Genomic DNA, 26,289 nt, shown 5'->3' on the forward strand with positions numbered 1-26,289 from the left:
TGGGAAATCGTGGGACAGCGGCAGGGACTTAGCCGCGGATGTCGTCATACAGCACGGTGGAGATGTAGCGCTCACCAAAGTCGCAAACCACAGCAACAATGAGTTTACCGGCGTTCTCCGGCCGCTTGGCGAGCTCCAGGGCCGCCCAGACGATGGCGCCGGAGGAGATGCCGCCCAGGATGCCTTCCTTGATGCCGAGATCACGCGCGACGCGGACGGAATCTTCCAGCGTGGCGTCGATGACCTCGTCATAGACATTGGTGTCCAGGATTTCGGGGACGAAGTTCGCGCCGAGGCCTTGGATCTTGTGCGGGCCCGGGGCTCCGCCGTTGAGGATGGCGGAGTCCTTCGGCTCGACGGCGACGATCTGGACCTCCGGCCTGCGTTCCTTCAGGACCTGGCCGACACCGGTGACGGTGCCGCCGGTGCCAACGCCGGCGACGAAGATGTCCACCTTGCCGTCGGTGTCGGCCCAGATTTCCTCGGCCGTGGTGCGGCGGTGGACCTCCGGGTTGGCCTCGTTGGCGAACTGCTGGGCCCAGATGGAGTTCTCCGTGTTGGCCACGATCTCCTGGGCCTTCTCCACGGCTCCGCGCATGCCCTCGGAGCCGGGGGTCAGGACAATCTCGGCGCCGTAAGCACGCAGCATGACCCGGCGCTCGGTGGACATGGTTTCCGGCATGGTCAGGATGACCCTGTAGCCGCGGGCCGCGCCCACCATGGCCAGCGCGATTCCGGTGTTGCCGGACGTGCCTTCGACAATGGTGCCGCCGGGCTTGAGGGCACCGGACTTCTCGGCGGCATCGATGATGGCGACGCCGATCCGGTCCTTGACGCTGTTGGCCGGGTTGTAGAACTCCAGCTTGACGGCCACGGTGGCGTCAAGGCCTTCGGTCAGCCGGTTCAGCCGGACCAGCGGAGTTCCGCCCACCAGCTGGGTTACATCGTCATAGATCGGTGCCATGTATGTATGCCTGTCTTTGAAGAGGGTTGACTGAGGTCAGCCTAACGAGCGGCCACAGGCCCTAGCTAAGCATTAAGCCATGCAGAGTAATATTTCCTCGCCTTGGCCAGCTTGGGGTTGATGATGACCTGGCAGTAGCCCTGTTCGGGGTACTTGGCGAAGAAGTCCTGGTGGATTTCCTCGGCCACATGGAACTTTGGCAGCCGGCTGACCTCGGTGACGATCGGATGCCGCCACAGGGCCTGGTTCCGTTCGATCGCCTCCTCGAACAGGATCTTTTCCTCGGTGGTCTCGTAGAACATCGAGGAGCGGTACTGGGTCCCGACGTCGTAGCCCTGCCGGTTCAGCGTGGTGGGGTCGTGGAGGGCGAAGAACATGTCCAGGATGACCTCGGCGGGAATGACGTCCTCATCGAACGTCACCGCCACCGCCTCGGCGTGGCCAGTGGTCCCGGAGCACACGGAGTAGTAGTCGGGGTTGTGGTCATGGCCTCCGGTGTAGCCCGAGACGACCGAGCTGACGCCCTTGGTTTTCTGGTAGACGGCGTCGAGGCACCAAAAGCAGCCTCCGCCGAGGACAAAAGTTCTCATGATGTGTTCAATGGTTCGAGGGCCCCGATGATTCCCCGCCCACCTTACGAGAGTGTTACGAGTGACCGGGCCGCCCGCGGATAGGGTAAAAATGGGGGTATGGAACCTGTGAACACCGATGTTTCAGCGGAATCCGACGGCCCTGCTGCCGCCGTCGACGGCGATACCGGCCCCGGGGAGGCGCGCGGCCCTGAGACCCTGGGGACAGTGACGCTGGGCATGATCCAGCTGGCGGTGGAGGAACTCTGGCCCGAATCGCTGGCCGAGGACTGGGACGAGGTGGGCCTCGTGGCGGGCCACCCGGGCGCCGAGGTGCACAGGGTCATGTTCGCAGTCGACCCGTCCATCGATGTGATCGAGGAAGCCATCGACTTCGGTGCCGAACTGCTCATCACGCACCATCCGCTGCTGCTCAAGGGCGTGACGTCCGTCGCGGCGAACACGGCCAAGGGCAAGGCCGTGCACCGCCTCATCGAGTCCGGGACCGCGCTGATGACCGTGCACACCAACGGTGACTCCGCCGTCGGGGGGGTCTCCGACGTCCTGGCCGACGCGCTGGGCCTGCAGAACGTGGCCCCGCTGACCCCCGCCGCGAACGGGCTCCCCGAGGAAGGCATCGGCCGCGTCGGCGACCTCGAAGAAGTCCTGACGCTGGGTGATTTCGCTGCCCGCGTGTTCGGCATCCTGCCCTCGGTGGCGGGCGGCGTCCGGGTATCGGGGGACCGGGACGGACTGATCCGGCGCGTGGCTGTCTGCGGTGGCGCCGGGGACTCCCTCTTTGGCGAGGTGCGGGCAAGCAACGCGGACGTCTACGTGACGGCGGACCTGCGCCACCACCCGGCATCGGAAGCCCGGGAGGCGGCGGTGAACGACCGGCCGTACCTGATCGATGTGTCCCACTTCGCCAGCGAATGGCTGTGGCTGCCTGCGGCCGCCGAAGCGCTGGGCAACGTGCTCACCGACCAGGGCCATGACGTCCAGATCCGGGTCAGTACCACCAACAGCGACCCGTGGGACTTCATTCTGACTCCGGGCGGGGACTAGAGTCTAGGGAGCGCCGATACGGTGCCCGGCTTCGGCCGGTTTGGATTTAGCGGAGGTAAATAGTGGCCAAGGCAGCACCGGCGGAACAGTTGAAGTTGCTCGAATTGCAGGGACTCGATGCCAAGCTCAAGTCCTTGTCCAACCGCCGACGAAGCCTTGAAAGCGACTCCCGGATCACCGACCTGGAAGCCGCCCTCAGCGTGGCCAACGGTGAGCTCGGCGCCGCGAAGATGGCCGTCCACGACGCCGAACTCGAACTCAAGCGCTCAGAGGCCGACGTCGAACAGGTTGCTTCCCGGATCGAACGCGACGAGGCGCGGCTCAACAGCGGCACGGGCCTGTCCAAGGACCTTGTCGCCCTGCAGCGCGACCTCGTCTCACTGAACAAGCGCCGCTCGGACCTCGAGGACGTCGAGCTCGAAGTCCTCGAACGGCTCGACTCGCTCCGCGCCCGCCAAGGGGCGCAGCAGCAGATCGTGGACGACATCCAGGGCTCCTTCGGCTCCATCCGTGCCGAGCTGGACGAGCAGCTGGCCGAGATCGCCGCCGAAGCCACCGTCGTGCGCGGGCAGCGCGCCGAGTTCGCCGCGGAACTCGACGCCGGAATGCTCGCCGTCTACGAGAAGACCCTGGCCAAGCGCGGCGTCGGCGCTGCCCGGCTCTTCCACGGCACCTCGGAAGGCTCCGGCATGCACCTCAGCCCCGGCGATCTGGCCGAGATCAAGGCCGCGGCCGAGGACGACATCGTGTTCTGCCCGGACTCCGGCTGCATCCTGGTCCGCTCGGCGGAGTGGGCCTGAGCGGTTCCTAGCCCGGCAGGATGATGTTCAGGGTGTGCGGCTTCCGGGCCGTGCCCTCGATAAGTTCCGCATCCCATTTCTCGGCCGCGGCCCTGTGCAGCTGCGCCGGGGTTTGGGGCGCCTTGCCCCTGCGGCTGAGCAAATGCCGTGCCAGCTCGCCCCGGGTGTGCTTGGCAAAGTGGCTGACCACCTTGCGCACGCCGGCGGTCTCGGTGAAGACGTTCACGGCCACCGTCTGTTCCGGCGGGGGAGTCCAGGCCGCGGCGTAGGTGCTGGACCGGCAGTCCACTAACAGCTCACCCGTGGTGGCTGCCGCCAGGGCGTCGCCCAGTTGCGGCTTCCAGAACGAGGCGAGCCGCCCGACGTCGGGCAGCGAGATCCCCATCGACAGCCGGTAGGCGGGCACGCGATCGGCGAAGCGGATGGCACCCCACAGGGCGGACACCACCAGCACCGAAGCGTCGGCCTTCCTCCGTTGCGCCGGGGTCAGCGAGTTGTAGCCCAGGGCGTCAAAGAGCACCCCGGAATACACCTGGTGGGCCGGGGCGGCAGGTTCCGCGTGCAGGCGGGTGTTGCGTTCGACGTCCGCACTCAGCGAGGCGCCGACGCCCAGCAGCGCCAGGGCGTCCTCGTGGGCGCTGACCGTGCCGAGCGCGTCCAGGACCCTGGCCCGGGAGCTGTTGAGGGCGGGAAAGCTCAAGGCGGTCCAGTCGGCGGCGTCCCCGCGCGTCGCGGGAGTCTTGCCCTCGGAGGGCGGCAGCAGAATTAGCACCGTACGATCTTACCGGCGGCGGGTTCAGCGGCTGCCGCCGTTCGGCGGGGTCCGCGGCGGCGGGTTCAGGCGAGGTTGTAGCCCAAGAATGACACCACGGCGGGCAGGACGGAGCGCCAGTAGCCGTAGTCGTGACCGCCGGGCCGGAAACCACCCTCGAGGTCGCCAGGCAGTCCTGCGCGGTATGCACGAACCGTGGCGGCAAGGTCGTCCGCGGTGCCGCAGTCGATCCGCTTGGGCACCGCCGCGAGGCGGGGCCGGAGCGCGAACACATCATGGGCCGCGAAGTCGGCCGGCCCGTCGAAGGCGGATCCCTCGCGTGGGTCGTAGTGGTCCCAGACCGCCGGACTCATGGCCGCGACGGCGCGGACTCCGGGCAGCCGGCCCTGCGAGGCGAGCAGGAGGGAACCGAAGCCCCCCATGGAGATGCCGAAGAGGCCGATCCTGCCAAGGTCGTAGCCCTGGCTGCCCAGGAACGGTACAAACTCCTTCACCAGCATCGATTGGGTGTCGCTGCCGTCGGCGCGGGCGTGCCACCACGTGTTGCCGCCGTCCACTGCAGCAATCGCGAAGGGCGCGCCGCCGGCGTCGAGGTGCCGTTGGAGGGCTTCATGAGCCGCCAAGTCCTCAAGCAGGACGGTGTGGCTGCCGCCCAGTCCGTGAAGGAAGACGGCCACGGGAAATTCGGGCGGCCTGCCGCCGGGCGGCAATACGGGTGCAGCCAGGGACCAATGGCTGGCGATCCCGGGGCGGAAAGCCGAGACGAATGAACCTGAGCCGGTCCGGACTGCCAAAGGGGCAGCGGGAGCCGGCGGCGCTGTCGGCGTCGGGCCGGCTGGCACCGGCGGAGACGTCTCGGGAGGCGCTATGCCGTCAGTGCAGGCGGTGAGGGCGGACGCGCCAAGGCCGATTCCTGCTAACTCAAACAGCCGGCGCCGGGTCAGGGCAGACTGGTCCATTCCTCGATAATAGGCGCAGTGGCCCAGACGCTACGCGGCCTTGATCGGTGGCGCCGGCGTCGTTGTCGGTGCCTCTGGCACCGCCGTCGCAGCCGTCGCTGTCATCGCCGTCTTGGCCACGTGGTCCTCGCGGGCCAGGAAGGCGGCCAGTTCGGCGATGGTGCTCATCAGGGGAGCCGGGAAGACCACGGTTGAGTTCTTGTCCACCCCGATCTCCACGAGGGACTGCAGATTCCGCAGCTGCAGGGCGACGGGGTGGGCCATCATCGTGTCAGATGCCGCGCCGAGCGCCACGGCGGCGATCGCCTCTCCTTCGGCCGCGATGATCTTGGCCCGCTTCTCCCGCTCGGCCTCCGCCTGCCGGGCCATCGCCCGCTTCATGCTCTCGGGTAGCTGGATGTCCTTGAGTTCGACGAGGGTCACTTCGACGCCCCATTCCAGGGTCAGGGCGTCCAGGATTATCCGGATGTCGCTGTTGATGCGCTCGGTCTCCGACAGCGTCTGGTCCAGGCTGTGCCGGCCCACGACCTTCCGGAGGGTGGTCTGGGCGATCTGGTTGATGGCCGCCGCCACGTCTTCGATCGCCACGACTGACTTCACGGCGTCCACCACCCTGTAATAGGCCACTGCCGAGATGTCGACGCTGACGTTGTCCTGGGTGATGATGCCCTGCGACTGGATCGGCATGGTCACGATCCGAAGGCTCACCAGCTCAAGCCGGTCCACCACCGGGATGATGAACCGCAGGCCGGGCACCCGGACCGCGACCACCCGGCCCAGCCGGAACAGGACGCCTAGTTCGTACTGGCGCACAATCTTGATCGACATCTTGGCGATAACAACCACCAGGATGATCGCGAGCAGCCAGATGATGATGGCGGTCCAGTTCATCGGGATCTCTTCCTTGACTAGCAGGAGTCCTGCTCCTATTCTCCCACCGACCGCCCCAAAAGGCCGCGGTGCGGCTGCGCCGGCCGGGAGAACGTAGAATGAACAGCGGATGGGTTGACCAGGCGGCCGCGCGTCACGCAAGTGGCTCGAGGAACGTCCGGGCTCCGCAGAGCAGGGTGGTGGGTAACGCCCACTCGGGGTAACCCGCAGGCCAGTGCCACAGAGAACAGACCGCCTGCGTGCGGCGTGTGCTTGCACAGGCCGCAGGGCAGGTAAGGGTGAAACGGTGGTGTAAGAGACCACCAGCTTCCCGGGTGACCGGGAAGGCTAGGTAAACCCCACCCGGAGCAAGGCCAGACAGGACACGTTTGAGGGCTGCTCGCCCGAGTGTTCGGGTAGGCCGCTGGAGGGCGTCGGCAACGGCGTCCGTAGATGGATGGCCGCTACTCCCGCGCCGGTAACAGCGCGGGAACACAGAACCCGGCGTATCGGTCAACCCATCCACACACACTCCCGGCAGCCCTGTCCGCCCCGCCGCGAGCCGCCAGCATGCGAGATCCAGGCTGAAATGAATGCTTGACATCATTTCGGCGGGAGCAGAGACTTCAATGAACGCTTCACATCGGTGCAATGATTGATGGTTGAGGAGCCAACGTGCCGAACGACGCATCGTACGACTACGTCATCGCCGGGGGTGGGACCGGCGGCAGCGTCTTGGCCGGCAGACTGAGTGAAGACCCCTCAGTTAGCGTGCTTCTGCTCGAGGCAGGCAGATCCGACCGCCATCCCTTCATCCACGTGCCCGCGGGCTTCCCGAGACTGAAGGGAGGCCCATATCAGTGGGCGTACAACAGCGTTCCGCAAAAGCACAGCAACGGCCGTAGCATCCCGCTCCCTCAAGGCCGGGGGCTCGGCGGCGGCGGGTCCATCAACTCCCAGGTCTTCACCCGGGGCGTGCACGAGGACTACGACGGTTGGGTCGCGGACTACGGGTGCGAGGGCTGGTCCGCCGCCGAGGTGTCCAAGTATTTCGTCCGCTCGGAGTCAAACTCCAGACTCTCAGGACCCCACCACGGAACTCAAGGACCGCTCGGCGTCTCGGACCTCCGGCGTCCGCACACGCTCTCGGCGGCATTCGTGCAGGCAGGCCAGCAGTTCGGGCTGCCCTACAACAGCGATTTCAACGGTGCCGAGCAGCTCGGCGTCGGCTTCTACCAGACCACCACCAAGAACGGCCGCCGGTGCAGCGCAGCCGTCGCCTATCTGAAACCCGCGCGCAAGCGGTCCAATCTCACTGTTCGCGTCCATGTGACCGTCTCAAAGGTGGTCATCAAGAATGGCCGCGCCGTCGGCATCCAGGCGATCGAACGTGGAGTGGCGCGAACCTACACCGCACGGCGTGAGGTGATCGTCGCCAGCGGCGCTTTTGGATCTCCGAAGTTGCTACAGCTTTCAGGTATTGGCGACCCGGCAGACCTTGCTGCCGCCGGCATTGACGTTCTCCATGCGCTGCCGGGCGTCGGGAAGAACCTGCAGGACCACCTGGACCTGGACATCATCTACGAACTCACCAACGACCACAGCCTGGACCGGTTCAATCGCGTCCGCCCGGCGACGGTTCTGGCCGGCCTCGAGTACCTGACCTTCCGCTCGGGACCGTTCGCGTCCAACCTTGTCGAGGCCGGTGGCTTCAGCTATGCCAACAAAAACGAGAAGACCCCGGACCTGCAGTTCCACTTCCTGCCGGCGGCGAGGTCGGAGCCGGGCATAGCGTCGCTGCGACCCGGATTCGGGGCGACGCTGAACTCGTACTTCCTGCGCCCCCGCAGCCGGGGGACAGTTCGCGTCGCGTCCTCAGACCCCACAATGACACCGCTCATCGATCCGAATTTCCTCGCGGACGACTACGATCTCGAGATGACGATCGCCGGCGTGCAGCAGAGCCGCCAGATCATGGAGCAGTCATCGATGGCAGTCTTCATCAAGAAGGAGCACATCGGCGACGGCTCACGGGTTACATCCCGCGACGAGTACGTGAATTTCGTGCGTTCCTACGGACGGACCTCCTACCATCCGGTCGGCACCTGCGCCATGGGTACCACCGATGATTCCGTCGTCTCCCCGCGGCTGAAGGTCTATGGGCTGGAGGGATTGCGCGTGGTTGACTCCTCGATCATGCCCCGCCTGATCAGTGCCAATACGCAGGCGCCCACCATCATGATCGCGGAAAAAGCCGTCGACATGATCCTCGAAGACGCAGCTACGCTGACACCCGGCGTGGGTGGTTTCGCCCGCTCCTATAGGTCCCCAGACTCTGTGTGAGTCATTTCACGCGCAACAGGGCACCTCACCCTGCCGGGCCGCCCGTAGAATTGATGGTGAACGTAGAAGTTCTGCCGCCGGGTCTGCGTTCGCAGCCGGCGGATTTTTCTTTGCGCTCGATGAGGCGCCCGGGGTGGACCGAATCCCCGCCGGTGCCCGGTACCGGACACCCTCCGGCGGCCGACTTCCCCCTACGAGGACGTAGGGGGTGGATTCTAGGAAGGTAGTTCTGTGAGCCAGACGTCAGATTCTTGTCTTGATACGTGGATGGGCCGTGAGGCACTCGCCGAGGCCATGATCCCCGTGATCGGCCGGCTGTACCGCGAGAACAACGTGGTGACCTCCATCCACGGACGCAGCCTGATCAACAAGTCCACCATGAATATCCTCAAGGCCCACCGCTTCGCCCGCCGGATGAGCAAGGAAGAACTGCGCCTCGAGGAAACGGCCCCCTTGTTGGAGGCCCTGACCAAGCTGGACCTCGGCGCAGCGGCCATCGATATTGCCCGCCTCACCGAGAAGTACCGCGCCGAGGGCGACGGCGCCAGCCTGGATGCATTCCTCCGCGAGGAACTCGCCGAGGTTGTCGGCAAGCGCGGCGGCGACGACCGCACCAGCACCGACGTCGTCCTCTACGGCTTCGGCCGCATCGGCCGGCTCCTGGCCCGGCTCCTGATCGAAAAGGCAGGCGGCGGCCACGGCTTGCGCCTGCGCGCCATCGTGGTCCGCCGCGGTTCCGACAACGACCTCAGCAAGCGCGCGAGCCTGCTGCGCCGCGACTCCGTCCACGGCTCTTTCGAAGGCACCATCAAGGTGGACCTCGAAAACGACACCATCACAGCCAACGGCGTCCAGATCCAGGTCATCTACTCGGACAACCCTTCCACGGTGGACTACACCGCCTACGGCATCCACGACGCGCTCGTCGTGGACAACACGGGCCGCTGGCGCGACGCCGAGGGCCTGTCCCAGCACTTGCAGAGCAAGGGTGTTGCCCGCGTTCTCCTCACCGCCCCGGGCAAGGGTGAGCTGAAGAACATCGTGCACGGCATCAACCACGGCACCATCGCCGGCTCGGACACGATCGTCTCGGCGGCCTCCTGCACCACCAACGCCATCACCCCCGTGCTCAAGGCGATCAACGACCGCTACGGCGTGGTGCACGGGCACGTGGAGACAGTCCACTCCTTCACCAACGACCAGAACCTGATCGACAACTTCCACAAGGGCGACCGCCGTGGACGTTCGGCCGCGCTGAACATGGTGATCACCGAGACCGGTGCCGCCAAGGCCGTCGCCAAGGCATTGCCGGAACTGCTCGGCAAGCTCACGGGCAGCTCCATCCGCGTCCCCACCCCGGACGTGTCGCTGGCCATCCTGAACCTGAACCTGGAAAACGGCACCACCAAGGACGAAGTCAACGACTACCTGCGGGAAATGTCGCTGCACTCCGAGCTGCGCAAGCAGATCGACTACATCGACTCGCCCGAGGTCGTCTCCACGGACTTCGTCGGCTCGCGCCGGGCAGGCATCGTCGACGGCCTGGCCACGATCTCCAACGACAAGAACCTCGTGCTCTATGTCTGGTACGACAACGAGTTCGGCTACAGCTGCCAGGTGGTCCGCGTAATGGAGGAAATGGCCGGGGTCAACCCGCCGTCGTTCCCCGCCAAGGACGCCGCCTCCATCCTCGAGGCCGCCGGGCTGCCCGTAGAGGTCTAGTCCGCGGGCTCGATGCCCCTGACCGGGACATGGTCCTCCTTTCCCGGCCGATGCACTGGAATCGGCCGGGAAAGGGAACCACAATGGAGCCATGGAACAGAACCCGGCTCTTGAACACGAGACCACACTGGAACACGCGCTGGATGTCGCACGGCGCAACGCGAAGGAAGCGAAGCGGCTGCTGGACGACGCGATCGTCAAACGCGGGGCCGGTGAAGTCAACGACGACAGGGTGAGCCAGCTCCAGGACCTGCTGGATCTGGCCAACGAAGACCTGAAACGGGTCACGCGGGAACAATAGCCCCGGAATTCCGCCACCTGTCCCCAACACTGTGGACGACCTCCCGGGTGTCGGAGGGCCCGCGTAGGCTCAGGGCGTGCAGCCAGAACGCCGCCAGCGGCCGCCCTCATGACCGTCACGTGGACGGAATTCCGCCGCGCCCGGCGCCGCTCCCGCCAGGCGTGGATTGTCCTGGCCGCGGCCGGCTTGACCGTCCTCGGCGGCCTGGCCTGGTTCTTCACCGCCGGCCAGTTTGCCGCCGCGGAGCCGCAGACCAGGGGCCCCAGCGAGGCCCCTGTGCTTGCCGGCCGATGGATGAACGCGGTGGACCCCGTCCTGGCCGTGCCGGAGGGACGTGCCGCCGGCGTGCTCGACACCCTCGCGGTCAAGGGGCGGTCGGCCAAGGACAACTATGACCGGGGCGCGTTCGGCCAGGCCTGGCTCGACGTCGACCGCAACGGCTGCGATACGCGCAACGATATCCTCCGCCGGGACCTAACGGCCGCCGAATTCGTCAGCGGCTCCCGGTGCCAGGTGGCCGGCGGCACATTCCAGGAACCCTACACCGGCCGCATGATCGCTTTCCGGCGCGGCGCCGAGACCAGCGCAGCGGTGCAGATCGACCACGTCGTGGCCCTGGGCGACGCGTGGCAAAAGGGCGCCCAGCAGCTAACCGCGCAGCAGCGCGAACACCTGGCCAACGATCCCCTCAACCTGATCGCCGTCGACGGTCCCGCCAACCAGGATAAAAGCGCCTCCGACGCCGCCACCTGGCTGCCGCCCAACAAGGCATTCCGCTGCCACTACGTGGCCCGCCAGATTTCCGTCAAGGCGGCCTACCGGCTGTGGGTCACTCCCGCGGAGAAGGAGGCGATGAAACGGATCCTCACCTCGTGCCCCGAGCAACGGACGATCGTTCCCCGGTGACGGCACCGTGTCCTGTCCTGCCGTCCCCTGCGGAGGGATTCATGGCCCTAAGCAAACGGGTTCCGCCCGTCGCGGCTTCCGGGCTGGGGGACCCTTGTAGCCGTTCTGCTACCGGGCGAGAATGGGCGCGGCGGGACAACCGCCCGCCGGAATACTGGAACGGAAACCATGGCACATCGCACAGACGGTTCTGGCAAGGGGCACGCCGGGCACAAGAAGGGCTCCGCACGGCGGCCGGCCCGGCTCGACGTCGGAATCTACGAGGCCGAACTTCTCCGGCTCCAAGCAGAACTGGTTGCCCTCCAGGAGTGGGTCCGGAGCACCGGGGCGCGGGTCCTGGTCATTTTTGAGGGTCGGGACGCCGCCGGCAAGGGAAGCGCGATCAAGCGGGTCACCGAATATCTAAATCCGCGGTTTGCCCGGATAGTCGCATTGCCGGCGCCGACGGAGCGCGAACGCGGTGAATGGTACTTCCAGCGCTATGTGACGCATCTCCCCGCCGCCGGGGAAATCGTCCTGATGGACCGCTCCTGGTACAACCGCGCCGGCGTCGAACACGTCATGGGCTTTTGCACCCCGGCGGAGCACAAACGCTTCATGGCGCAGTGCCCGGTTTTCGAACGGCTCCTCATCCAGGACGGCATCCTGCTCTTCAAGTACTGGTTCTCGATCAGCCATGCGGAACAGGAGCGGCGGTTCAAATCCCGCCTGGATGATCCCATGCGGCAATGGAAGCTCTCGCCGATGGACCGGGAGGCAATCTTGCGGTGGGAAGACTACTCGCGGGCCAAGGACGACATGTTCGTGCAGACGGACACCGCGGAAGCACCGTGGTACGTGGTGGAAGCCGAAGACAAACGCCGGGCAAGGATCAACCTCATCGCCCACCTGCTCTCCAGCATCGAATACAGCGAAGTACGGACAGAGCCGGTGACCTTGCCGGAGCGGCCGAAGGCCGTCAACTACACGCGCCCGCCGCGGGAACTGTTCCGCTATGTCCCGGACTTCGCGGCAAGCCTGGAAAAGCCGGCCGAGGACTGAGCGGGAGGCGAACACCCACCGGGGCGCGGCGTGGCTTGGGTGAGGGTACTCAATTGACTTGCTCAGTACACTGCAGCATGGACATTGTGCGATACATAAAGCCGTTGCTTGGCACCTGGCAGGGACAAAACCGCTCCCGGATCATGCCCACGGACGACTACAAGGACTCGGCGGCCACCGCCACAGTGCAGGTGGCCGCGGCGCACTTCGCGAGCCTCGCCTACACCTGGTCGGACGGCGACAGCCCACAAGAAGGCCTGTTGCTCCTGGCCGGCGGACCGTCCGACGCCGAGCCCGCGACTGCGGTGTGGGTGGACTCCTGGCACACGGGCAGGGCACTGATGCAGTTCTCCGGGACCGTGGACGGGGACGGTGTGCTCCGGCTCAACGGCTCCTACGCGGCGCCGACCGGCCCGGACTGGGGCTGGCAGATCCACATCGACCCGGGGGAGGGCCAGGGCGGACGCATCACCATGCACAACGTCGTCCCAGCTGAGGACCCCTATCAGGTGGTGGAGCTGGTACTCGAGCGGTAGGGTACCGGCATGGACGTCATCCTCGTACCCGGATTCTGGTTGGACGCCTCGTCGTGGGAGGAGGTCACCCCGCCGCTCACCGCGGCCGGGCATATGGTCTACCCGCTGACGCTGCCGGGTCTGGAGTCGGCCGATGCGCCGCGCGCCGGCATCGGCCTGCGCACCCACATCGACGCCGTCGCGGCGAAGATCGATTCCTTCGATGCGCCCGTGGTCCTTGTGGGCCACTCCGGCGGCGGTGCCATCATCCACGGCGCCGTCGATGCCCGCCCGGACCGGGTGGCCCGGGCCATCTACGTGGACAGCGGTCCGCTCGCCGACGGTGGTCTCATCAACGACGAACTCCCGGCCGACGGCGAGGACGTGCCGCTGCCGCCGTGGGACTTCTTCGAAGACGCGGACCTCACCGACTTGACTGACGACCTGCGCGCCATGTTCCGGGCCCGCGCCGTCCCGCAGCCTCGGGGCGTGGCCCGGGACCGGCAGCAGCTCAGGGATGAACGCCGTTTCGAGGTCCCGGCCACCGTCATCGCCTGCGAATTCCCCTCCTCGATGCTGAGGGAAATGATTGCCGGGGGCCACCCGTATGTGGCGGAGCTCGCACGGATCCGCGACGTCGAATACGTGGACCTGCCCACCGGTCACTGGCCGCAGTTCACCAAACCCGCCGAGCTCGGCGCCGCCATCCTGGCCGCCGTGGATCGCACCGCGGGGAACTAGCCGGCCACGTCACTGCAGAACCGAGGATTCCGCCGAAATTCCCCACCTTTGGGACCCGCCGCCGGCGCGTCCCGCCAAACCGCCGGCGATTTCCTGCGCTTAGGCGTCAAAGGTGGGGAAAATCCGCGTGCAGCCCCGCCTGGCTGCCGTCAGTGGCCGAACGGGTCCGGATCCACGCCCGGCATCCAGGTCAGGCCCGGAACGCCCCAGCCGCTGCGCTTGGCCTGCTTCATGGCCTTGCGCGAATAACGGTCGATCAGCCGGTTCACGTAGAGCTTGCCGTCGAGGTGGTCGTACTCGTGCTGGATGACCCGGGCGAACCAGCCGGTCGCCTCGAATTCCACCGGCTTGCCGTCACCGTCGAAGCCTTGGACCCTCGCCCACTCCGCCCGCTTGAGCGGATACTGGGCGCCTGGGAAGGACAGGCAGCCTTCCTCTTCCTCGTCGGGGTCCGGCAGCGCGCCGGAGATCTTGGAAAGTGTCAGGACGGGATTGACCACGACGCCGGTGGGCGGGGCGCCGTCGTCGTTGTCGTACTTGTACACGAAGAGCCGCTTGCCGACCCCCACCTGGGGAGCGGCCAGCCCAACGCCGTTGGCGGCGTCGTTGGTCTCGAACATGTCGGCGATCAGGGTGCGGAGCTCGTCGTCGAAGACTTCGACTTCCGCGGCCCGGCGGTGCAGCACGGGCTCGCCCCAGATCGTGATGGGCAGGACGGTCATGTCAGGGGGTTCCTCAGGTGCTGTTGGAGACGCGGCGTCTCAGCCGGCGATGGTGCGGCCGACGACGTCGCGCATGATTTCGTTGGTGCCGCCGAAGATCGTCAGCAGCCGGGCGGCGAGGTAGGCCTGGGCCACCGGGTATTCCAGGATGTAGCCGTAGCCGCCATGCAGCTGCAGGCAGCGGTCCGTGACGGACTTGGCGCGCTCGGATGCCCACAGCTTGGCGCGGGCAGCGCCTGCGGCGTCGAGCTCCCCGGCGTTGAATGCGAGGATGGCCTGGTCCACGTAGGTTTCGGTGACCTCAACCTCCGTGAGGATGTCAGCGAGTTCGAAACGGCTGTTCTGGAAGTCGATGATCCGCTCGCCGAACGCGTTGCGGTCCTTCGCGTAGCGGACGGTCGCCTCGTAGGTGGCGCGCACGACGGCGGAGCTGGCCACGGCGATCGCCAGGCGGCCCTGGGGGAGCTGTTCGGCAGCGTACTGCAGTCCCTTGCCTTCCTCGCCCACGAGATCGGCGTGCGGGACGCGGACGTTGTCGAAGAACAGTTCAGCCGTGTCGGAGGCTTTGAGGCCCATCTTGTCCAGCTGCTTGCCGGTGTTGTAGCCCTCGCCCTTCTGAACCATGAAGAGCGAGAACGAGTCGTGGCTTCCGCGTCCGGTGCCGCCGTCGGTGCGGGCCAGGACCAGGGAGGCGTCGCCGGAGATGCCGTTGCCGATAAAGGTTTTCTGGCCGCTGATCAGCCACTCGTCGCCGTCGCGCACGGCCTTGGTACGGATGCCGCGCAGATCAGAGCCGGCCCCCGGTTCGGTCCAGGCGATCGAGGTTACCTTGTCGCCGGAGACCATGCCCGGCAGCCAGCGGGCCTTGAGGTCATCGGAGCCGTAGGCCAGCAGGTGGGGGAGGACCAGGTCGTCGTGCAGGTGGAACGCGAGGCCGACCGCGAGGTGGTTGCTCTTGGCGAATTCTTCGTCGAGCACTGCCCGGAAGCGGAAGTCGGACATTCCCATGCCGCCGAACTCTTCCGGCACGGCGAGGCCCAGCAGGCCCTGTTCGCCGGCCGCCGACCACAGTTCCCGGGACATCATGTGGTCTTCGTCCCACTGGGCGTAGTGCGGGGCAACCGCGCGCAGGTTGAACTCGGCGGCCATCTCACGGAACATCTCGTGGTCTTCTTCAAAGAGCTTGCGCTTCACTGCGTTTCCTTCCAATGACAGATCCCGGGACAACTGCGCCGTATTCCCAATCCTCCACGGCCGGCCCGTACAGCGGCGATCGAGCACCGGCACAGACACGGACACAGACACAAAAGACGGTACAGACAACAAAGGCCGCACCGGATATCCGGTGCGGCCTTTGGAAAAGGTCGGACAATCACTGCCGTCCTTCATGAGGGTGAGCGACGGGGGTTGAACCCGCGACCTCCTGGACCACAACCAGGCGCTCTGCCAACTGAGCTACGCCCACCATGTGCCGTATCAGGCCCTCCGGCGAACCGGCTGGCTGGAAAGGCAACGACAAATAGCTTACCTGTTCTTTGGGGATGGTTTTGCCACTTTTGCGATTTTCCCCAAAATTTCCGCGAAACGTGGCGCAGATTACTTTTCTGCGCCACGTCCCTGCGGGGTGCCGGCGGTGCAGGTGCTGGCGGCGGCGTGCCGCTACTCCGCTGGGGTGGGCGCGGCTGCTTCGCCGCCCATGACGCGCTTGGCGATTCGCTGCGCCGTGGCACTGTCCGGGCCCGGCGCGGGGACAAACACGGCCTCGCGGTAATACCGGAGTTCGTCGATCGAGTCCTTGATGTCGCCGAGGGCCCGGTGCCCGCCCAGCTTGGCGGGGGACTGGAAGTAGGCCCGGGCAAACCAGCGGCGGGAGAGTTCCTTGATGGTGCTCACATCGATGACCCGGTAGTGCAGGTGCTCCACCACTTCGGGCATATCGCGGACCAGGAACACGCGGTCGGTGCCCACGGAGTTGCCGCCGAGCGGGGCCTTCCTGGGGTCCGGCACCCACTTCTTGATGTAGTCGAGCACGGCTGCCTGCGCTTCGGCCATGGTCTTGCCGTGCGGGAGCTCTTCAAGGAGGCCGGACCGCGTGTGCATGTCGCGGACAAAGTCGTTCATCTGGGCCAGCGCGGCGTCGTCGGGCTTGATCACGACGTCGACGCCGTCGCCCAGGATGTTGAGCTCCGAATCGGTCACCAGGGCGGCCACCTCGATCAGGGCGTCATTCTTGGTGTCCAGGCCGGTCATTTCGCAGTCGATCCAGACGATGCGTTCGTTAGTAATAGGCACCCGCCCAGCCTACCGTTCCGACGCCACAGAGCCGTCCGGTGCTAGGATTTCGGATACGCGGCCGTCGAATTATTTCGTCAACTTATTTCGCAAACGCGGCGCCCCGGGCCGGACTATGCGGCCGGCTGTGGGCGGAAACATGGCCCCAACAGATTGGACGATCCTGACATGACGGCGCCTGTGCCTGCGGCGGGGGAAACGGCTGCCGGTACGTCCCGCACGTCCACGACCCGCCCCTCTGCCTCCAGCCGGCCTGCGCCCGGCCCGGCTGCGCTCACCCCGTTGGGGGACGGTGCCGTTGGCGACGTCGACAACCCCCGGTCCCCGATCCTTGCCGGGTTCCTCGGATCGCTGTTCATGACGATCGGTTCGATGGGCGTCGGCTGGCTGGCACCGGCATCCGAGCTTCGCCGCGTTCCACTGTTCATCTGGATGCGCACCGAGGCACTCGGCGTCGCCCTGTCCATTGTCCTGCTGGCCTTCGGCGGCATGCTGCTGGTCCGCGCCTGGTTGCGGCTCGGCCAGCGCGTCCGGGTGTGGGGAGCCGGCGCCCGCAAGGCCACGCTCCAGGCGACGGTGGCCTGGGGCCTGCCGCTGATGTTCTCCGTGCCGCTGTTCAGCCGCGACGTCTACGCGTACATCGGCCAGGGCCGGCTCATGGTGGAGGGCTTCAACCCCTACGAAAACGGCATCTCGGCGCTGTCCAACTACTTCCAGCTGGGCGCCGACAGGATGTGGACCGAGGCACCCGTCCCGTACGGCCAGCTGTTCCTGTGGATCGAACAGTTCGTGGTCTGGGCCACCAACGTGCACCCCGAAGGCAGCATCATGCTGTTCCGGGTGGCCGCACTCGTGGGCGTCGTCCTGTGCGTAATCTACGTGCCGAAACTGGCCGAGCTGCACGGCGTGAACCCGAACCGGGCCCTGTGGCTGACGGCAGCCAACCCGCTGTTCCTCACCAACTTCATCGCCAGCGTCCACAACGACTCCCTCATGATCGGCCTTGCCCTGGCCGGCCTCTACTACTGCGCCACCCGCCGGGTCATCCTCGGGATCGTGCTGGTCACGCTGTCCATCTCGGTCAAGCCGATCACGGTCGTCTTCCTGCCGTTCATCGGTTTGCTCTGGGCGGGCAAGGGCGCCAGCTGGCCGCGCAAGTTCGTCTTCTGGGCCCTCACGGCCGGCATCAGCCTGGCCCTGCTGTACCTCATGAGCCGGGTCAACGGCTTCGGCTTCGGCTGGATCAACGGGCTGTCCGCCCCGGGCAGCATCTGGATCTGGTACGCGCCCGTTGGCCTGATGGGCCTGATCGTGGCCTCCATCGCCAACGCCTTCGGGCTCGACGGCTGGGGATTGGCCAAGTGGGCGTTCGACGCCGGCAAACTGCTCGCCGTCGGGATCGTCGCCTGGCAGATCTTCCGCGGTGACTACGACCGCCTGATGCGCCGGCTCACCCTGGCGTTCGCCGCCGTCGTGCTCCTGTCCCCGATGATCCAGTCCTGGTACATCGTCTGGCTCATCCCGCTCTTTGCCGTCACCGGCATCCGCGACGACTGGCAGGTCAAGGCGCTCTACTTCATCGTGTCCTTCTTCATGGTGTACGCGATCTCGGACCAGCTGGACGTCTTCCCGTACCTGCAGACCGCGGACCTGGGCCTGGCCTTGGCGCTGGCCCGCAACGCCGCGGCGATCATCGCCCTGCTGTTTGCCCTGTACCTGATCTTCCTGGACCCGAAGACCAAGCTGCTGTTCAGCAAGTCGGAGGAGCCGGTCACCACGCGGCCGATCATCTAGGCCAACAGGTTCCCCAGCGCCTCTTTGCGGGAGCGCGGGCGAGTTCGTCCCAGTGCCGCTGCAGACATCCTGCGCCGGGCTTTAGAGTTGAAGCCTGCAGGCCGCGGCTCCGCGTCGGAAGGAATCCCATGTCCATGATCAAGAGTCCTGAAGAAATCGCACTGATGCGCGAGGCGGGCCGGGTGGTCGCCAACACGCTGGGGCGGGTCCGGGAGGCCGCCGCCGTTGGCGTCTCGCTCAAGGAACTGGACGAGGTCGCCGCGGCGTCCATCGCCGACGCCGGCGCCACGCCGGCGTTCCTGAACTACCGGCCGCGGTGGGCGTCAGTGCCGTTTCCCGGGGTCATCTGCACGAGCGTCAACGACGCCGTCGTGCACGGCATCCCCAACGAGTACAGGCTGCAGGACGGGGACCTGTTGAGCGTGGACTGCGGCGCGTTCCTGGACGGTTGGTGCGGCGATGCCGCCGTCAGCTTCATCGTGGGGACCGCGGACCCGGTGGACCAGGCCCTCATCGACGCCACGGACGCCGCGCTGGCCCGGGGGATCGACGCGGCGAGGATCGGGAACAAGATGGGGGACCTCGCCTACGCGATTGGCGGGGCAGCGCGCCGGGCTGGCTACGGGCTGCTTGCCGACCACGGCGGCCACGGGATCGGCCGGACCATGCACGCCGAGCCGCACGTGCCCAACGACGGGCGGCCCGGCCGCGGCATCAAACTGACCGAGGGCCTGGTCATCGCCATCGAGCCGATGCTGATTCTCGGCCGCAAGGACGATTACTACCATGACGACGACGAATGGACCCTCCGTTCAGCGAACGGTCGCCGAGCCGCGCACAGCGAGCACACCGTGGCCGTCACCGGGGACGGGCCCGTGACCCTGACACTGCCCTAGGGCCCGCGGTGGGCGCCGGACCGGGCGCCGTCAGGCGGACGACGGCGCGTCCCGGCACGGCGCCGCTGACCGCTGTGAACCCCGCCGCCAGGAAGAGGCCCAACGTGCCGTGATAGAGGTCTGCCGGCCCCGCCTTGGGCCGTTGCACGGGATCGACCGGATACCCCTCCACCACCGCGGCGCCGTGGGCGAAGGCGTGCTCGACGGCGGCTGCAAGCAGCGCCCCCGCCACGCCGGTCCGGCGCTGGCCGGGGGAGACGACGAAACAACTGACCGACCACAACTGGTTCCCGCCAGGATCCCGGGCCACGTCAGGGGTCGACGTCAGAACCTTCGAGCGCAGGATCCTCGGATAGCATCCGCGGGGCTCGACGGCGCACCAGCCCACTGGATTCCCGTCGCGGAAGGCCAGGACTCCGGGCGCCGGCTGGCCGGCGTCGAACTTGTCCCGCAACTGGACCTTCCGCTCCTCCGGGGTCGACGCGGACCACTGGGCGCCGGTCAAGGCGAAGAACCGGCACCAGCAGCGTGAGGGTTCGCCGCGGACGCCAAAGAGGCGCTCGACGTCGGGCCAGTCCGCCGCGGCGGTGATAATGGCTGCCTGCCGCCGGGGTTGTGCTTCGCCCATGGAAAGAGGGTAGCGCCTGGCGGCTTTAGCGCGTGCGCGTGCTGGCCTGTCGGCGGACACGATGCGCGGCGAGCCTCAGTTGAATGATCCGGGCGGCTCCGGCGATGGCGACCAGCACGCCGCCGCCGACGGCCGCGATGAACAATGCCATGCCGAGCGGGACCGACCCTTCGAGGCCAAAGAACTTCACCTGCACATATTCCTGGTTCTGCAGGATGAAGGCGATGAGCAGGATCAACACCACCAGCGCACAGGCAACCGCGACCCAGACCATTCCCGTGCGGGTGACCTTGCGCGGTTCCGGGGCAGGGCCCTGCGCCGCGGGTGCCTCTGCACGGGAAGTTTCAGTGCGCGCCGCCGGTGCGGCAGCGGGCGCCCCCGAAGGTGCCCCCGAAACAAGATCGGGGCTGCTCGACGGGGCTTCGGTGTAGTCGCCAGCCTCGGCGGTCCCGGACCCGGAACCGGGCCCGGATGTGGCGTCAGCGGCGCCCTGGGACTGGGTCGTCAGGGCATCGTCGGGACTGTTGGGATCGAACCTGCGGGGTGTCTCGGTCATAGCGGCCGTACCTTTCGATTGCGGGCGGGGCGCACAAACTTCCCCTGGCGGGCTGCCCGTCAACTCAATACTAAGCGTGCTGATGACTAAGCGTGCTGATGGCTGGCGGGGTGTCCGGGAATCGGGCTGTTGGCACCGGCCCGGGCACGGTATAACGTCACAGCCATGGGATTGCCTTGAAGAGGAGGCGCAGCCGTGACCATTATTGACAACGCCGTCTATGTGCACGGTCACCGGACCGCCGACCCGGAAGACCTCGAGGAGACGTATTTCCTCCTCCGGCAGCGCCAGGGCATGGCCTGGATCGGGCTATACCGGCCCGAACCTGACGAGTTGCGCTCGGTGGCCGAGGAATTTGACCTGAGCCGCCTGGCCGTGGAGGACGCGCTCGCGGGCCACCAGCGGGCCAAGCTGGAACACTACGGCGAGACGTTGTTCCTGGTGCTGCGGCCTGCCCGGTACCTGGACGAGGTGGAGAAGGTCGAGTTCGGCGAGATCCATGTGTTCGCCGGCCCGGACTTTGTGGTGACTGTCCGCCGGGCGGAGTCTCCCGATCTGGCGCGGGTGCGCCGGCGGATGGAATCCGAGCCGGAGTTCCTGGCACTCGGACCGGATGCGGTGTTGTATGCGATTCTGGACCAGGTGGTGGACGAGTACGAGCCGGTGGCCGCGGGGCTTGAAAACGACATCGATGAAATCGAAGACGACTTGTTCGCTGCCGATCCCGGCGTTTCGCGCAGGATCTATGAACTCTCCCGCCAAGTCATCACGTTCCAGCGTGCGACAGCCCCTCTTGCCGGAATCCTGCAGACCCTCATGGGCAGCGGACCGGACGGGGTGCCGGATGTCGAACTGCAGGACCATTTCCGGGACGTCCTGGACCACGCCATCCGGCTGGGGGAGCGGGTGTCTGCCTTCCGTGCGCTGCTGCAAAACGCGCTGGCCGTCAACGCAGCCCTCGTTGCCCAGCGGCAGAACGACGAAATGCGGCTCCTGACGGAATCGAGCTTCGCCCAAAACGAGCAGGTCAAGCGGATCTCGTCGTGGGCTGCCATCCTGTTCGCACCGACGTTGATCGCGTCGATCTACGGCATGAACTTCCGCGCGATGCCCGAGCTCGACTGGATCTTCGGCTATCCGATGGCACTCGCGCTCATGATCGGCATGGGCGGGATTCTGTTCCTGACGTTCAAACACAACAAGTGGATCTGACGCCCAGGTTGAAATAAGAAGCGGCCCTGACCTTGCGTTGTCGCAGGTCAGAGCCGCTCTCTTGTGCCCCAGGAGGGAATCGAACCCCCGACCGGCGGATTAGAAGGCCGCTGCTCTATCCCCTGAGCTACTGGGGCACGGTGGCACCCACCGGCTGCTGCCGGGGACGCCTCAAAAAGTTTACAGTGCCGGACGGCCGGTGGGGGTCAACGCTGGCCGGCGGCCGGTCCTGCGGCCCGGACCACTCCCCAACAGGGCCACGCCACTGCAGGCCGCCAGTTTTCCACATGGCATAGACGGGCCCTCCCCGGCGGCGGTCCGCGGCGGGAAGCTGGAACTGCCCGGCAGGGCACGACAATTCGAGACAGGACATGAGAATGAGCGACAACATTACGGTCCGTGGCTTCGTCGCCTCGGAGATTAGAAGTGCGACCACCCCCGGTGGCGTGGCCACCGCGTCCTTCCGGCTCGGCGCCACTGAGCGCCGCTACGACCGCGGCTCCAGCACCTGGGTGGATGGCAACACCAACTGGTTCACTGTCCAGGGATACCGGCAACTGGCCGGCAATATCGGCTGCAGCGTCAAGAAAGGCCAGCGGGTCATCGTCGTCGGCAGGCTGAAGATGCGCAGCTGGGAAAAGGACGGAAGGGTCTACCACGTCGCCGAAATTGATGCGGAGTCAGTCGGCCACGACCTCATGTGGGGGTCGGCCAACTTCACCCGCTCAGCCGCGGCCGGAAGCCAGGCGGCCGCCGGATCCGGTGCCCCTGGTACGCCCGGTAGCGGGGACGGCGACGACGCCGGACCGCAGAGCCAGTCCGGAGATACAGGCGGGGATGCCGGCGGGGACGGCGACGGCGGCGCCGACAGCCATGTGACCTTCATCGATGACGCGAGCGGTGAGGAAGAGGAGGTGGACCAGGAAACCGGCGAACTGAAAGGCGCCGCAGCCTGAATCCCGGGGGACCGGCGGGCAATGCCGGGGGACACCGGATCGGGGCACCACAGCGTGGCAGAATTGCCGGATGCAACACCCCAGGATCGTCGCAGGACGCGCGGCGGCGGCCACCGCTGCGGGAGCGGCGCCCGCTGCTACCGCCGCGGGCGGGGCCGCACGCCGCCGCGGCCGGCCCGTTCCGGCGGTCGCAACCGTGGTGCTCCTGCTCGCGGCCTCCGCTTGTGCGGCGCCGGCCGGTGGCAGCGGCGCCGGGGCCTCTGGAGCCGGGCATCCTGAAGGCGCGCCTTACGCTGCGCCGCCGGCGCCGGTTGGGCCGACGCGTGCCGCCGGGACAGGGGCATCCGGACCCGACATGAAATCCAAGGTCGAGTCCATCCTGAATGCGGCCGTCCGCGGCGGGGGCCAGCCCCAGACAGCGAGCATCCGCGAGTCTTTGGTAAACGCCGGGATTGCGGCCGGCGCCGTGGAAGTCACTGCCGGCCGGACGCCAACCGGCCTGGCTGCCGACGCCGTCGAGGCCGGCGTGCGCGACGGCGGCAACTGCATCGTTGCCCAGATCCGCAACGGCGGCGTCGCGGTCAGCGTGCTGCCTGTCTTGGCCTCGGGCGGATGCCTCGTCGGCATTCAGGACTGAACCGATCCGCCCATGGCCGGGCATGCCTGCGGGTGCAGCCCGGGGGCCACTGAGGCAACTACAGGGGCAATGGCTCGGGCAACCGGGCCGTCCGGGGGCGCATCGCCGCTCACAAAATGTGAGTTATCCCGGCCGAACCACTAGATTTGTAGGCATGGCGGAATTTATCTACACAATGACCAAGGCCCGTAAGGCTGTCGGCGAGAAACTCATCCTTGATGACGTAAGCATGTCCTTCTTCCCGGGGGCCAAGATTGGCGTTGTCGGCCCGAATGGTGCCGGTAAGTCCACCATTCTGAAGATCATGGCGGGCCTGGACACTCCCTCCAACGGTGAGGCCCGGCTCAGCCCCGGCTACACGGTAGGCATCCTGCTGCAGGAGCCGCCGCTGAACGAAGACAAGACCGTCCTGGGCAACGTCCAGGAAGGCGTCGGCGAAATCTACGGCAAGATCCTGCGCTTCAACGAGATCTCCGAGGAAATGGCCAGCCCTGATGCTGACTACGATGCCCTCCTCGAGGAAATGGGACAGCTGCAGGAAGCGATCGACGCAGCTGACGCCTGGGATATCGATTCCCAGCTGGAACAGGCCATGGACGCACTGCGCTGCCCACCGGCCGATGCCGATGTCACCTTGCTCTCCGGTGGTGAGCGCCGCCGCGTCGCGCTGTGCAAGCTCCTGCTGCAGAAGCCGGACCTGCTGCTGCTCGACGAGCCCACCAACCACCTCGACGCCGAGAGCGTGCTGTGGCTTGAGCAGCACCTCTCCAGCTACTCCGGCGCCGTCCTGGCCGTCACCCACGACCGGTACTTCCTTGACCACGTGGCCGAGTGGATCGCCGAAGTGGACCGCGGCCACCTCTACCCGTACGAAGGCAACTACTCCACGTACCTGGAGAAGAAGCGCGCCCGCCTGGAAGTCCAGGGCAAGAAGGACGCCAAGCAGGCCAAGCGCCTGACCGAGGAACTCGAATGGGTCCGGTCCAACGCCAAGGGACGCCAGACCAAGTCCAAGGCCCGTCTGGCCCGCTACGAAGAAATGGCTGCCGAGGCGGACCGCACCCGCAAGCTCGACTTCGAAGAGATCCAGATCCCGCCGGGACCGCGCCTCGGCGGACTCGTGCTGGAAGCCAAGGATCTCCAGAAGGGCTTCGATGACCGCACCCTGATCGACGGACTGTCCTTCACCCTGCCCCGCAACGGCATCGTCGGGGTCATCGGGCCCAACGGCGTCGGCAAGTCCACGCTCTTCAAGACCATCGTGGGCCTGGAACCGCTCGACGGCGGCGAACTGAAGATCGGCGACTCCGTCAAGATCTCCTACGCCGACCAGAGCCGCGGCGGCATCGACCCGAACAAGACCCTGTGGGAAGTCGTGTCCGACGGCCTCGACTACATCCAGGTCGGCCACGTCGAAATGCCTTCCCGCGCCTACGTGGCCGCCTTCGGCTTCAAGGGCCCGGACCAGCAGAAAAAGGCCGGGGTACTCTCCGGTGGTGAGCGCAACCGCCTCAACCTGGCGCTGACCCTCAAGCAGGGTGGCAACCTGCTGCTGCTCGACGAACCGACTAACGACCTCGACGTCGAAACCCTCAGCAGCCTCGAAAACGCCCTGCTCGAATTCCCGGGCTGCGCCGTTGTCGTCTCGCACGACCGCTGGTTCCTGGACCGGGTGGCCACCCACATCCTGGCCTACGAAGGCGACGAGGAGAACCCGTCCAAGTGGTACTGGTTCGAGGGCAACTTCGAGTCCTACGAGGAGAACAAGGTGGACCGTCTGGGCCCGGACGCGGCCAAGCCGCACCGCGTGACGCACCGCCGCCTCACCCGCGACTAAGCCCCGCAAGCACCACCAAAAAGCCGGCTCCCCGCGCGGGGAGCCGGCTTTTTGTGTGCCGTGAAGTTTTTGTGCCAGCCAGCGTACAGGCGTGCTGGCTGCCCTCGGCCTTGCGCATTTGGTGCTGCCGGGCCTGGGACCGGTCGGCGCCCGTGACTTAGTTCTTCAGGTCGTTCGGGACGCGGATCATGCCTTCCTGGGCCACCGTCGCCACGTGCCGGCCGTCGCGGCTGAAGATCTTGCCGGTGGCGAGACCCCGCGCGCCCTGGGCGCTGGGGGATTCCTGGACATAGAGCAGCCATTCGTCCACGCGGACCGGCCGGTGCCACCACATGGCGTGGTCCAGGCTCGCCACGGACATCCCGGGCGTAATCCAGCTCATCCCGTGCCTGCGCAGGACCGACTCCAGCAGGGTGTAGTCGCTGGCGTAGGCCAGGGCGGCCCGGTGCAGGCCGGCGTCGTCGGGGATCGGTCCGAAGGTCTTCATCCAGACGGCGTTGCGTGCCTCCTTGGGCCCCTTCGCCGAGACATAGAGCGCCGGATCGACGTGGCGGATATCGAAGGGCCGCTCATACGCCCAGTGCCGGGCCACAGGGTGATCGAACTTGCCCAGCAGGTCCGCGGTGCTGGGCAGCGATTCGGGGTCCGGGATCCCGACGGGCATCTCGGACTGGTGCTCGATCCCCTCGTCCTCGGCCTGGAAGGACGCGATCATCGACAGGATGGGCATGCCCTCCTGGTAGGCGTGGACCCGGCGGGCCGAGAAGGACCGGCCGTCGCGCAGTCGCTGCACCCCGAAGGTGATCGGTTTGTTGGCGTCTCCCGGCCGGAGGAAGTAGCCGTGCATGGAGTGCACGCTGCGGTCCGGGTCGACCGTGCGGCTGCCGGCTATCAGGGACTGCGCCAGCACCTGGCCGCCGAAAACGCGCTGCTGCGGCTGCTGCTGGGAGGGACCCATGAAAATGTCCTCGTCCGTCCGCGCGCCCTCGAGCTCGCCGAGGTTGAGAAGTTGGATGAGCGAGGAGGTGGGGTCCTGGGTCGGGAGGCCCAGCAGTCCGGCTTCGGCTTCAGTCATGGTCTGACTCTAGACGGCACAGGGACACTGCCCAAAAGCCGGACACTGCTCAAAAGGCGGACACTGCTCAAAAGACGGCGCCGCTCCAAAGAAGCGCAGCCGGTAGAGTCGGTAGT

The 26,289-nt window shown here is 66.7% G+C and carries 26 protein-coding genes, 2 tRNA genes and 1 other RNA gene; 16 read left to right on the top strand and 13 right to left on the bottom strand.

Annotation, left to right across the window (positions count from 1 at the left end; all coding sequences use genetic code 11):
- Window positions 1-28: 28 nt before the first annotated feature.
- Window positions 29-964: a cysteine synthase A gene (gene cysK, locus BLQ10_RS09710; protein ID WP_091561200.1), complete on the bottom strand. Its 936-nt coding sequence runs from the start codon at window positions 962-964 to the stop codon at window positions 29-31.
- Between the two features lie 65 nt (window positions 965-1,029).
- Window positions 1,030-1,554 carry a peptide-methionine (S)-S-oxide reductase MsrA gene (msrA, locus tag BLQ10_RS09715; RefSeq protein ID WP_091561203.1) on the bottom strand — a complete coding sequence of 175 codons (525 nt, stop codon included), beginning with the start codon at window positions 1,552-1,554 and terminating at the stop codon, window positions 1,030-1,032.
- A gap of 99 nt (window positions 1,555-1,653) precedes the next feature.
- Here msrA and BLQ10_RS09720 point away from each other — a divergent pair, with 99 nt between their 5' ends.
- Together BLQ10_RS09720 and BLQ10_RS09725 are read left to right on the top strand one after the other, a co-directional pair.
- Window positions 1,654-2,598 (top strand): Nif3-like dinuclear metal center hexameric protein, encoded by a 945-nt coding sequence (locus tag BLQ10_RS09720; protein WP_091561205.1) that lies wholly within the window; start codon window positions 1,654-1,656, stop codon window positions 2,596-2,598.
- A gap of 62 nt (window positions 2,599-2,660) precedes the next feature.
- Window positions 2,661-3,398: a zinc ribbon domain-containing protein gene (locus BLQ10_RS09725; RefSeq protein WP_091561207.1), complete on the top strand. Its 738-nt coding sequence runs from the start codon at window positions 2,661-2,663 to the stop codon at window positions 3,396-3,398.
- A 7-nt stretch (window positions 3,399-3,405) separates the two neighbouring features.
- Here BLQ10_RS09725 and yaaA read toward each other — a convergent pair whose 3' ends face one another.
- From yaaA to BLQ10_RS09740, 3 genes are all read right to left on the bottom strand, one after another.
- A complete protein-coding gene (yaaA, locus tag BLQ10_RS09730) occupies window positions 3,406-4,170 on the bottom strand; it encodes a YaaA family protein (protein ID WP_091561209.1) in 765 nt (254 codons plus the stop codon).
- A 65-nt stretch (window positions 4,171-4,235) separates the two neighbouring features.
- Complete coding sequence (locus BLQ10_RS09735) at window positions 4,236-5,129, bottom strand: alpha/beta hydrolase (RefSeq protein WP_091561211.1); 894 nt, start codon at window positions 5,127-5,129, stop codon at window positions 4,236-4,238.
- A 30-nt stretch (window positions 5,130-5,159) separates the two neighbouring features.
- A complete protein-coding gene (locus BLQ10_RS09740; protein ID WP_091561213.1) occupies window positions 5,160-6,020 on the bottom strand; it encodes an SPFH domain-containing protein in 861 nt (286 codons plus the stop codon).
- A 110-nt stretch (window positions 6,021-6,130) separates the two neighbouring features.
- Between BLQ10_RS09740 and rnpB the strand changes: the two genes are divergently transcribed.
- From rnpB to BLQ10_RS09780, 8 genes are all read left to right on the top strand, one after another.
- An RNA gene (gene rnpB, locus BLQ10_RS09745) (RNase P RNA component class A) lies at window positions 6,131-6,524 on the top strand.
- Between the two features lie 150 nt (window positions 6,525-6,674).
- Window positions 6,675-8,342 carry a GMC family oxidoreductase gene (locus BLQ10_RS09750; RefSeq protein ID WP_091561215.1) on the top strand — a complete coding sequence of 556 codons (1,668 nt, stop codon included), beginning with the start codon at window positions 6,675-6,677 and terminating at the stop codon, window positions 8,340-8,342.
- A gap of 231 nt (window positions 8,343-8,573) precedes the next feature.
- Complete coding sequence (locus BLQ10_RS09755) at window positions 8,574-10,064, top strand: glyceraldehyde-3-phosphate dehydrogenase (protein WP_091561217.1); 1,491 nt, start codon at window positions 8,574-8,576, stop codon at window positions 10,062-10,064.
- A gap of 91 nt (window positions 10,065-10,155) precedes the next feature.
- Window positions 10,156-10,365 carry a hypothetical protein gene (locus BLQ10_RS09760; RefSeq protein WP_091561218.1) on the top strand — a complete coding sequence of 70 codons (210 nt, stop codon included), beginning with the start codon at window positions 10,156-10,158 and terminating at the stop codon, window positions 10,363-10,365.
- Window positions 10,366-10,473: 108 nt separating this feature from the next.
- Entirely contained in the window at window positions 10,474-11,271 is a 798-nt protein-coding gene (locus BLQ10_RS09765; protein ID WP_091561221.1) for an HNH endonuclease family protein, read from the top strand.
- A 168-nt stretch (window positions 11,272-11,439) separates the two neighbouring features.
- Window positions 11,440-12,312 (top strand): polyphosphate kinase 2, encoded by an 873-nt coding sequence (ppk2, locus tag BLQ10_RS09770; RefSeq protein ID WP_091561222.1) that lies wholly within the window; start codon window positions 11,440-11,442, stop codon window positions 12,310-12,312.
- Between the two features lie 77 nt (window positions 12,313-12,389).
- Window positions 12,390-12,848 carry a DUF1579 family protein gene (locus BLQ10_RS09775; RefSeq protein ID WP_091561225.1) on the top strand — a complete coding sequence of 153 codons (459 nt, stop codon included), beginning with the start codon at window positions 12,390-12,392 and terminating at the stop codon, window positions 12,846-12,848.
- Between the two features lie 9 nt (window positions 12,849-12,857).
- Complete coding sequence (locus tag BLQ10_RS09780; protein WP_091561227.1) at window positions 12,858-13,568, top strand: alpha/beta fold hydrolase; 711 nt, start codon at window positions 12,858-12,860, stop codon at window positions 13,566-13,568.
- A gap of 149 nt (window positions 13,569-13,717) precedes the next feature.
- On the opposite strand, the gene def is transcribed toward BLQ10_RS09780, so the two are convergent.
- From def to orn, 4 genes are all read right to left on the bottom strand, one after another.
- Window positions 13,718-14,290: a peptide deformylase gene (gene def, locus BLQ10_RS09785; protein ID WP_091561229.1), complete on the bottom strand. Its 573-nt coding sequence runs from the start codon at window positions 14,288-14,290 to the stop codon at window positions 13,718-13,720.
- Between the two features lie 39 nt (window positions 14,291-14,329).
- Complete coding sequence (locus BLQ10_RS09790) at window positions 14,330-15,484, bottom strand: acyl-CoA dehydrogenase family protein (protein ID WP_175558555.1); 1,155 nt, start codon at window positions 15,482-15,484, stop codon at window positions 14,330-14,332.
- Between the two features lie 198 nt (window positions 15,485-15,682).
- Window positions 15,683-15,755 (bottom strand) — tRNA-His (locus tag BLQ10_RS09795).
- Between the two features lie 194 nt (window positions 15,756-15,949).
- Window positions 15,950-16,582: an oligoribonuclease gene (gene orn, locus BLQ10_RS09800; protein WP_091561231.1), complete on the bottom strand. Its 633-nt coding sequence runs from the start codon at window positions 16,580-16,582 to the stop codon at window positions 15,950-15,952.
- A gap of 168 nt (window positions 16,583-16,750) precedes the next feature.
- Here orn and mptB point away from each other — a divergent pair, with 168 nt between their 5' ends.
- On the top strand, window positions 16,751-18,376 hold the full coding sequence (gene mptB, locus BLQ10_RS09805; RefSeq protein WP_175558556.1) for a polyprenol phosphomannose-dependent alpha 1,6 mannosyltransferase MptB: 1,626 nt from the start codon (window positions 16,751-16,753) through the stop codon (window positions 18,374-18,376).
- Window positions 18,377-18,504: 128 nt separating this feature from the next.
- Window positions 18,505-19,272: a type I methionyl aminopeptidase gene (map, locus tag BLQ10_RS09810; protein ID WP_091561233.1), complete on the top strand. Its 768-nt coding sequence runs from the start codon at window positions 18,505-18,507 to the stop codon at window positions 19,270-19,272.
- Here map and BLQ10_RS09815 read toward each other — a convergent pair.
- Window positions 19,235-19,900 (bottom strand): GNAT family N-acetyltransferase, encoded by a 666-nt coding sequence (locus BLQ10_RS09815; protein WP_091561236.1) that lies wholly within the window; start codon window positions 19,898-19,900, stop codon window positions 19,235-19,237. The genes map and BLQ10_RS09815 overlap by 38 nt on opposite strands.
- Window positions 19,901-19,925: 25 nt before the next feature.
- Window positions 19,926-20,456: a LapA family protein gene (locus tag BLQ10_RS09820; protein ID WP_091561239.1), complete on the bottom strand. Its 531-nt coding sequence runs from the start codon at window positions 20,454-20,456 to the stop codon at window positions 19,926-19,928.
- 195 nt (window positions 20,457-20,651) lie between these two features.
- Here BLQ10_RS09820 and BLQ10_RS09825 point away from each other — a divergent pair, with 195 nt between their 5' ends.
- Entirely contained in the window at window positions 20,652-21,668 is a 1,017-nt protein-coding gene (locus tag BLQ10_RS09825) for a magnesium and cobalt transport protein CorA (protein ID WP_091561241.1), read from the top strand.
- 64 nt (window positions 21,669-21,732) lie between these two features.
- Here BLQ10_RS09825 and BLQ10_RS09830 read toward each other — a convergent pair.
- Window positions 21,733-21,805: transfer RNA gene (locus BLQ10_RS09830), tRNA-Arg, on the bottom strand.
- A gap of 240 nt (window positions 21,806-22,045) precedes the next feature.
- Here BLQ10_RS09830 and BLQ10_RS09835 point away from each other — a divergent pair.
- The 3 genes from BLQ10_RS09835 (at window position 22,046) to ettA (ending at window position 25,098) form a co-directional block, all read left to right on the top strand.
- Window positions 22,046-22,624, top strand: coding sequence for a single-stranded DNA-binding protein (locus BLQ10_RS09835; RefSeq protein WP_091561244.1), 579 nt, complete (start codon window positions 22,046-22,048; stop codon window positions 22,622-22,624).
- Window positions 22,625-22,694: 70 nt separating this feature from the next.
- On the top strand, window positions 22,695-23,261 hold the full coding sequence (locus tag BLQ10_RS22725; protein ID WP_254785495.1) for a DUF6993 domain-containing protein: 567 nt from the start codon (window positions 22,695-22,697) through the stop codon (window positions 23,259-23,261).
- Window positions 23,262-23,415: 154 nt separating this feature from the next.
- The gene (gene ettA / locus BLQ10_RS09845) at window positions 23,416-25,098 is read left to right on the top strand and encodes an energy-dependent translational throttle protein EttA (RefSeq protein WP_091561249.1); all 1,683 of its coding nucleotides are present in this window, start codon (window positions 23,416-23,418) and stop codon (window positions 25,096-25,098) included.
- Between the two features lie 157 nt (window positions 25,099-25,255).
- On the opposite strand, the gene BLQ10_RS09850 is transcribed toward ettA, so the two are convergent.
- Window positions 25,256-26,173, bottom strand: a complete 918-nt coding sequence (locus BLQ10_RS09850; protein WP_091561250.1) for an acyl-CoA thioesterase — start codon at window positions 26,171-26,173, stop codon at window positions 25,256-25,258.
- Window positions 26,174-26,289 lie beyond the last annotated feature (116 nt).

Origin of the sequence: Arthrobacter sp. ok362, assembly GCF_900102785.1 — a bacterium.
In the GTDB taxonomy this organism is placed as follows: Bacteria; Actinomycetota; Actinomycetes; order Actinomycetales; family Micrococcaceae; genus Arthrobacter.